Origin of the sequence: Citrobacter sp. S55_ASV_140, assembly GCF_018919505.1 — a bacterium.
Taxonomy (GTDB): Bacteria; Pseudomonadota; Gammaproteobacteria; order Enterobacterales; family Enterobacteriaceae; genus Citrobacter; species Citrobacter werkmanii.
In genome coordinates this window covers 1-7,221 of record NZ_JAHLQZ010000191.1, presented here as the reverse complement: position 1 = coordinate 7,221, position 7,221 = coordinate 1, and the positions used below count along the sequence as shown (strand labels likewise).

The following is a 7,221-nucleotide window of genomic DNA, read 5'->3' as shown; positions in this document are numbered from 1 at the left end:
GCATCTGCTGGGCGGTCGCGATGTTCTGGGTATGGCCCAGACCGGTAGCGGCAAAACGGCAGCGTTCTCTTTACCGCTGCTCAACAATCTTGATCCTGAGCTGAAGGCACCTCAGATTCTGGTGCTGGCACCGACCCGCGAACTGGCGGTTCAGGTTGCAGAAGCCATGACGGATTTCTCTAAACACATGCGCGGCGTGAACGTGGTTGCCCTGTACGGCGGCCAGCGTTATGACGTGCAATTACGTGCCCTGCGTCAGGGACCACAGATCGTCGTCGGTACGCCGGGTCGTCTGCTGGATCACCTGAAGCGCGGTACTCTGGACCTCTCCAAACTGAGCGGTCTGGTACTGGACGAAGCTGATGAAATGCTGCGTATGGGCTTCATCGAAGACGTTGAAACCATTATGGCGCAGATCCCGGAAGGTCATCAGACCGCTCTGTTCTCTGCCACCATGCCGGAAGCGATTCGTCGTATTACCCGCCGCTTTATGAAAGAGCCGCAGGAAGTGCGCATTCAGTCCAGCGTCACTACCCGTCCTGACATCAGCCAGAGCTACTGGACTGTGTGGGGCATGCGTAAAAATGAAGCGCTGGTGCGTTTCCTGGAAGCAGAAGATTTTGATGCGGCGATTATCTTCGTCCGTACCAAAAATGCGACTCTGGAAGTGGCAGAAGCGCTGGAGCGTAGCGGTTATAGCAGCGCTGCGCTGAACGGCGACATGAACCAGTCTCTGCGTGAGCAGACTCTGGAGCGTCTGAAAGATGGCCGTCTGGATATTCTGATTGCAACCGACGTCGCGGCCCGTGGCCTGGACGTTGAGCGTATCAGCCTGGTCGTTAACTACGATATCCCGATGGACTCCGAATCTTACGTTCACCGTATTGGCCGTACCGGTCGTGCGGGTCGTGCTGGCCGTGCGCTGCTGTTCGTTGAGAACCGCGAGCGTCGTCTGCTGCGTAACATCGAACGCACCATGAAGCTGACTATTCCAGAAGTAGAACTGCCGAACGCAGAGCTGCTGGGCAAACGCCGTCTGGAAAAATTCGCCGCGAAAGTACAGCAGCAGCTGGAAAGCAGCGATCTGGATCAGTACCGTGCTCTGCTGGCGCAGATTCAGCCTACCGCTGAAGGCGAAGAGCTGGACATGGAAACCCTGGCAGCCGCACTGCTGAAAATGGCTCAGGGCGAACGTAGCCTGATCGTACCACCAGATGCACCGATGCGTCCTAAGCGTGAATTCCGCGACCGTGACGATCGTGGCCCGCGTGACCGCAACGATCGTGGCCCGCGTGGCGACCGTGAAGACCGTCCGCGTCGTGAACGTCGTGACGTTGGCGATATGCAGCTGTACCGCATTGAAGTGGGTCGTGATGACGGTGTTGAAGTCCGCCATATCGTTGGCGCGATTGCTAACGAAGGTGATATCAGCAGCCGTTACATCGGTAACATCAAGCTGTTTGCTTCCCACTCGACCATCGAACTGCCGAAAGGTATGCCGGGCGACGTGCTGCAGCACTTTACCCGTACCCGCATCCTGAACAAGCCGATGAACATGCAGCTGGTTGGCGATGCAGTACCGCATACCGGTGGTGAGCGTCGTGGCGGTGGCCGTTTCAGCGGCGAGCGTCGTGAAGGCGGTCGCGGTGAAGGCCGTGGTTTTGGCGGTGAGCGTCGTGAAGGCGGTCGTGGTGATGGTCGTCGTTTCAGCGGCGAACGTCGTGAAGGTGGTCGTGGCCCGCGCCGTGACGATTCTTCTGCTCCGCGTCGTGATGACTCAGCCGGTCGTCGTCGTTTCGGCGGTGACGCATAAGCCAAAACGGCTTAAAAGCGTAAAATAAAGTATACAGCCCCGATCTCAACAATCGGGGCTTTTTTTATTTCAATTGTACTCGTGTACTGGTACAGTGCAGCACATTGATAAGTAGTCACAATATAAATGACTGGAGAGATGGCTAAATGGCAACACTAACCACCACCCAAACGTCACCTTCGCTGCTTGGCGGCGTGGTGATCATCGGCGGCACCATTATTGGCGCGGGGATGTTCTCTCTGCCGGTGGTCATGTCCGGGGCGTGGTTCTTCTGGTCAATGGCGGCGCTGATCTTCACCTGGTTCTGCATGTTGCACTCCGGGTTGATGATCCTTGAAGCCAACCTCAATTACCGGATTGGTTCCAGCTTCGACACCATTACCAAAGATCTGTTGGGCAAAGGCTGGAACGTTGTTAACGGCATCTCCATCGCCTTTGTGCTCTACATTCTGACCTACGCCTATATTTCGGCAAGCGGCTCGATTCTGCATCACACCTTTGCCGAGATGTCGCTGAACGTTCCGGCGCGCGCGGCAGGTCTTGGCTTTGCGCTGCTGGTCGCGTTTGTGGTGTGGTTAAGCACCAAAGCGGTTAGCCGCATGACGGCGATTGTGCTGGGGGCAAAGGTCATTACCTTTTTCCTGACCTTCGGCAGCCTGCTGGGACACGTGCAGCCCGCAACGCTGTTTAACGTGGCGCAGAGCAACGCTTCATATACGCCGTACCTGCTGATGACGCTGCCATTCTGTCTGGCTTCATTTGGTTATCACGGCAACGTCCCAAGCCTGATGAAGTATTACGGCAAGGATCCGAAGACCATCGTTAAGTGCCTGGTATACGGCACGTTGCTGGCGCTGGTGCTGTATACCGTATGGTTGCTGGGAACGATGGGTAATATTCCGCGTCCGGAATTTATTGGTATTGCGCAGCAGGGTGGGAACATTGATGTGCTGGTGCAGGCGTTGAGCGGTGTGCTGAACAGCCGTAGTCTGGATCTGCTGCTGGTGGTGTTCTCCAACTTTGCGGTCGCCAGTTCCTTCCTCGGCGTGACGCTGGGCCTGTTTGATTATCTGGCTGATTTATTTGGTTTTGATGACTCCGCAATGGGGCGTTTTAAAACCGCATTGCTGACGTTTGTGCCGCCAATTGTCGGTGGCCTGCTGTGGCCGAACGGTTTTCTGTACGCCATTGGCTATGCAGGTTTAGCTGCAACTATCTGGGCTGCCATTGTGCCAGCGCTGTTGGCACGTAAATCTCGCGAACGTTTCGGCAGCCCGAAATTCCGCGTCTGGGGCGGTAAACCGATGATTGCCCTGATTCTGGTCTTCGGCGTCGGCAACGCGGTTATCCATGTTCTGTCGAGCGTTAACCTGCTGCCGGTGTACCAGTAGAACAATTGCCCGGTGGCGCTACGCTTACCGGGCCTACAGAGATTGCGTAGGCCGGATAAGCCGCAGCCGCCATCCGGCACAAATAGCACTATCCCAACAATTCCTGCTTCACATCCATCGCCAAATCAAATGAGTGTAGCCGCGCCTGGTGATCAAAAATCTGGCCGTTAACCATAATTTCATCAGCCTGGGTTTCACGCAAAATAGCCTCCAGCCCGTGCCGCACTTTCGCCTTATCACCGACCAGTGACATGCGTAGCGCCTGCTGCACGCCATACTGTTCAGAAGCGGACCACAGTTGATGCATATTCTCTACCGGCGGCGGTAGCTGGCCGGTTTCGCCACGACGCAGTTTCATAAACGCCTGCTGCATTGAGGTGAAAAGAAATTCGGCATCGCGATTGCTGTCGGCGGCAATAATGTTGATGCACACCATCGCATACGGCTTTGCCAGGCGCGCCGAAGGCGTGAATTGGCTACGATACAGATGCAGCGCCTGATGCAGCATATCCGGAGCAAAGTGCGAGGCGAAGGCAAACGGCAGGCCAAGCTGCGCCGCCAACTGTGCGCTATACAAGCTGGAACCTAATAACCAGACCGGGATCTGCTCGCCGTAGCCAGGCACCGGGCGTACATGGGGGTTCGGGTCGTGGGCGTCGAACCACTCCACCAGTTCTGCTACGTCGCGTGGGAAGTTATCGATATCGCCACTCATATGGCGGCGCAGCGCGCGCATCGTTGGCTGATCGCTCCCCGGCGCGCGGCCAAGCCCGAGATCGATACGTCCCGGATACAGCGTGTTCAGAGTACCGAACTGCTCGGCGATCACCAGCGGCGAATGGTTGGGTAGCATCACGCCGCCAGAACCCAGATGCAGCGTGGTGGTATTGGCAGCCAGATAACCAATCAGCACAGAGGTTGCGGCGCTGGCGATGCCGGTCATGTTGTGATGTTCTGCCAGCCAGTAGCGGTGATAGCCGCGCTTTTCAGCCAGCCGTGCGAGATCAAGCGAGTGCGTAAAGGCTTCTTTTGCCGAAGAGCCTTCAGGGATCGGTGCCAGATCCAGCACCGAGAACGGAATAGTTTTATCAGTCATAACGGCTCACTTTGTTACCGGTTAATCATTTAATACTGCATTAAAATTTGATTAACGTTGTTAACAAAGTGAGCTTTATGAGACTGACGGCAAAAACAATGCCCGATGGCGCTGCGCTTATCGGGCCTACGGGATCGCGATTTGTAGGCCGGATAAGGCATCTATGCCGCTATCCGGCGAGGTTTTATCAGGATTGCAGTTCCAGCCCAGCCAGACGTTTCCAGTAACCGTTGCAGTCGCTATGGGCGGCAAGCGGTAATGGGGCAGTGCCGTTTTCATTGGCGCGGAAGGCATCCAGCATGGCAAATGTTTCCGTGCCTGAAGGGGACAGACGCACAATATCTACCAGTCCCTGCATGGATGTCAGCTCGTTGCCGAGGTTATAAACATAGCCGCTCATGGTCTGAATCCCGTTGAGAACAAAGACCTGTTGATTCTCCTGCGACAGCACATCTCGCCCGTTCGGGTATTTGATGCAGCAGGTTTCACACTCGTCTTTTGGCCGATCTTCGGAACGCGCCGTAAAGCAACGGGCAGAGTACGCCAGCGGCAGATGGCCGTAGCTCAGCACTTCCACTTCAAACTTATCGCGGATAGCTAACTCTTCACACTGGTTGAGCAGATTGATCAGCCAGTCGCGAGATAATTCTACCGGCATACACCAGCGCACCATCCCTTGTTTGAGCAGCAAACGTAGCGTCACCGCGTTGTAGCAGTTGAGCGCATGCCCGGCGACAAACGGCAGCTTACGTTCCGCGCACATGTTTACCACGCCCAGATCGCTGGCTTCCAGCAGGAAGTCGCCGTTTTCGACGTAGCGCTTCAGCTCTCCCAGCTCAGAGGATGCCTGCACCAGCGCCAGCGTTGACAGCACCACCTGTTTACCGCTGCCGGCGAGCGACTTCGCCATATCAATCCAGTCGCCGACTTTAGTGGCGCGACGTTTGCTGCATACCGCTTCGCCAAGATAGATAATGTCGGCCTGGCTGGCGGCGGCCTGATGATAAAAATCTTCCAGCGTTTCTTTTGGCCAGTACCACAGCACCGGCCCTAAGGAATATTTCATTGCTTCTCTCACTGCCATTTACGGTGATACGCGCCAAGCGTGGTCTGCGTGCCTTCGGACATGGAACCGAGCGTTTCCATCCATGCCGCCTGTGGCGCATAGTTCTGTGGGTCGGCTATACAACGATCGATCGCCTGACGCCACACTTTCGCCACCTGGCTGACGTAGGCCGGACTACGCTGGCGTCCCTCGATTTTTACCGAGGCAATATTGGCCGCCAGCAGCTCCGGCAGCAGCTCCAGCGTGTTCAGGCTGGTGGGTTCTTCCAGCGCATGATAGCGCTCGCCGTCAACCAAATAGCGGCCTTTACACAGTGTCGGATAACCAGCATTTTCTCCGTCCTGATAGCGGTCAATCAGCACTTCATTCAGACGCGATTCCAGACCTTGTTGGGTCTGCTGCCAGCGAACAAAACGCGCGGGAGAGCAAGCGCCAACCGTGTTAGGCGATTCACCCGTCAGGTAGGATGAAAGATAACACCGCCCTTCCGCCATAATGCACAGACTGCCAAAGGCGAACACTTCGAGTGGAACGGGCGTGACGCGAGCGAGCTGTTTCACCTGATGGATAGACAACACGCGCGGCAGCACCACGCGCGCGACATCAAAGTTGCGATGATAAAAATTAATCGCCTCTTCGTTGGTAGCAGATGCCTGAACAGAGACATGGCGCTCAATATGCGGGTAGCGCTCTGCGGCATACTCAAGCATGGCGAGGTCGGCGAGGATTAGTGCATCCGCACCCAGTTGCGCCGCCATATCTACGGCCCGCTGCCAGCGCGCATAACCATCCGGATGCGCAAAGGTGTTAATCGCGATGTGCAGCTTACGGCGGTGTTGATGGACAAAACTCACCGCTTCCTGCAATTTTTTCTCGGTAAAATTAAGGCCGGCGAAATGACGGGCGTTGGTATCATCTTTCAGCCCGATGTAGACAGCATCAGCGCCGTTCTCGATGGCCGCCTTAAGCGCCGGGAGATTTCCGGCAGGGCAGAGCAGCTCCATAATTTATCCTGAACGTAGCGCCGTGAAGGGCGCAGAAATGTTAACGAAGAGGGATTTTAGTTAACCTTGCTGAGACAATTTTTGATTTGAGGCAGTTAAAGTCGTATTGGTGACAGCAATAAAGAGGTAACAATTTCGCATCGAATTGTTGATTTATGCCGCTATGTCGTTTATTGGATATGGCAAAATAGCAGGACTATTGAAACAGGGAGTAAAGCTCGTGTTGGATAAACTGCGTTCACGCTTAGTACATTTTGGTCCTTCTCTGATGAGTGTACCGGTTAAACTGACGCCCTTTGCGCTGAAGCGCCAGGTCCTGGAGCAGGTTCTGAGCTGGCAGTTTAGCCAGGCGCTGGCTGATGGAGAGCTGGAGTTCCTCGAAGGCCGCTGGCTGAGTATTCATGTGCGTGATATTGGCCTCCAATGGTATACCTCTGTTGAGAACGATAAACTTATCGTCAGCCAGAGTGCCGATGCGGATGTGAGTTTTAGCGCTGACGCCAGCGATTTACTGATGATTGCTGCACGTAAGCAGGATCCGGATACGCTTTTCTTCCAGCGTCGCCTGGTGATTGAAGGTGACACAGAATTAGGGCTATACGTAAAAAATCTGATGGACGCCATCGAACTGGATCAGATGCCTAAAGCGTTGCGCGTCATGCTGATGCAGTTGGCGGATTTTGTTGAGGCGGGAATGAAAACGACGCCAGACACCAAACAGACTTCGGTAGGTGAGCCATGCTGATTCGAGTTGAGATTCCCATCGATGCCCCCGGTATTGATGCGTTGCTGCGTCGTTCATTTGAGAGCGATGCGGAAGCGAAATTAGTGCACGACCTGCGTGAAGATGG

The 7,221-nt window shown here is 55.2% G+C and carries 6 protein-coding genes and 1 pseudogene; 4 read left to right on the top strand and 3 right to left on the bottom strand.

Annotated elements, in window-relative coordinates:
- Both KQJ18_RS19805 and mtr read left to right on the top strand, forming a co-directional pair.
- Positions 1-1,813 (top strand): DEAD/DEAH family ATP-dependent RNA helicase (locus KQJ18_RS19805; protein WP_216422556.1); only part of this gene is annotated, 1,813 nt, incomplete at its 5' end.
- Positions 1,814-1,959: 146 nt separating this feature from the next.
- Positions 1,960-3,204, top strand: coding sequence for a tryptophan permease (mtr, locus tag KQJ18_RS19800; protein WP_038634179.1), 1,245 nt, complete (start codon positions 1,960-1,962; stop codon positions 3,202-3,204).
- Between the two features lie 88 nt (positions 3,205-3,292).
- On the opposite strand, the gene KQJ18_RS19795 is transcribed toward mtr, so the two are convergent.
- The 3 genes from KQJ18_RS19795 to KQJ18_RS19785 form a co-directional block, all read right to left on the bottom strand.
- A complete protein-coding gene (locus tag KQJ18_RS19795; protein WP_087856886.1) occupies positions 3,293-4,300 on the bottom strand; it encodes a luciferase-like monooxygenase in 1,008 nt (335 codons plus the stop codon).
- Between the two features lie 187 nt (positions 4,301-4,487).
- The gene (locus tag KQJ18_RS19790) at positions 4,488-5,384 is read right to left on the bottom strand and encodes a U32 family peptidase (RefSeq protein WP_137347330.1); all 897 of its coding nucleotides are present in this window, start codon (positions 5,382-5,384) and stop codon (positions 4,488-4,490) included.
- A complete protein-coding gene (locus KQJ18_RS19785; protein ID WP_006687898.1) occupies positions 5,375-6,370 on the bottom strand; it encodes a peptidase U32 family protein in 996 nt (331 codons plus the stop codon). The genes KQJ18_RS19790 and KQJ18_RS19785 overlap by 10 nt, the downstream gene beginning before the upstream one ends.
- Positions 6,371-6,590: 220 nt before the next feature.
- On the opposite strand from KQJ18_RS19785, the gene KQJ18_RS19780 reads away from it, so the two are divergent.
- The gene (locus KQJ18_RS19780; RefSeq protein WP_038634172.1) at positions 6,591-7,115 is read left to right on the top strand and encodes an SCP2 domain-containing protein; all 525 of its coding nucleotides are present in this window, start codon (positions 6,591-6,593) and stop codon (positions 7,113-7,115) included.
- A pseudogene (locus KQJ18_RS19775) lies at positions 7,109-7,221 on the top strand (GNAT family N-acetyltransferase); the annotation flags it as partial. The gene KQJ18_RS19780 and the pseudogene KQJ18_RS19775, both read left to right, overlap by 7 nt.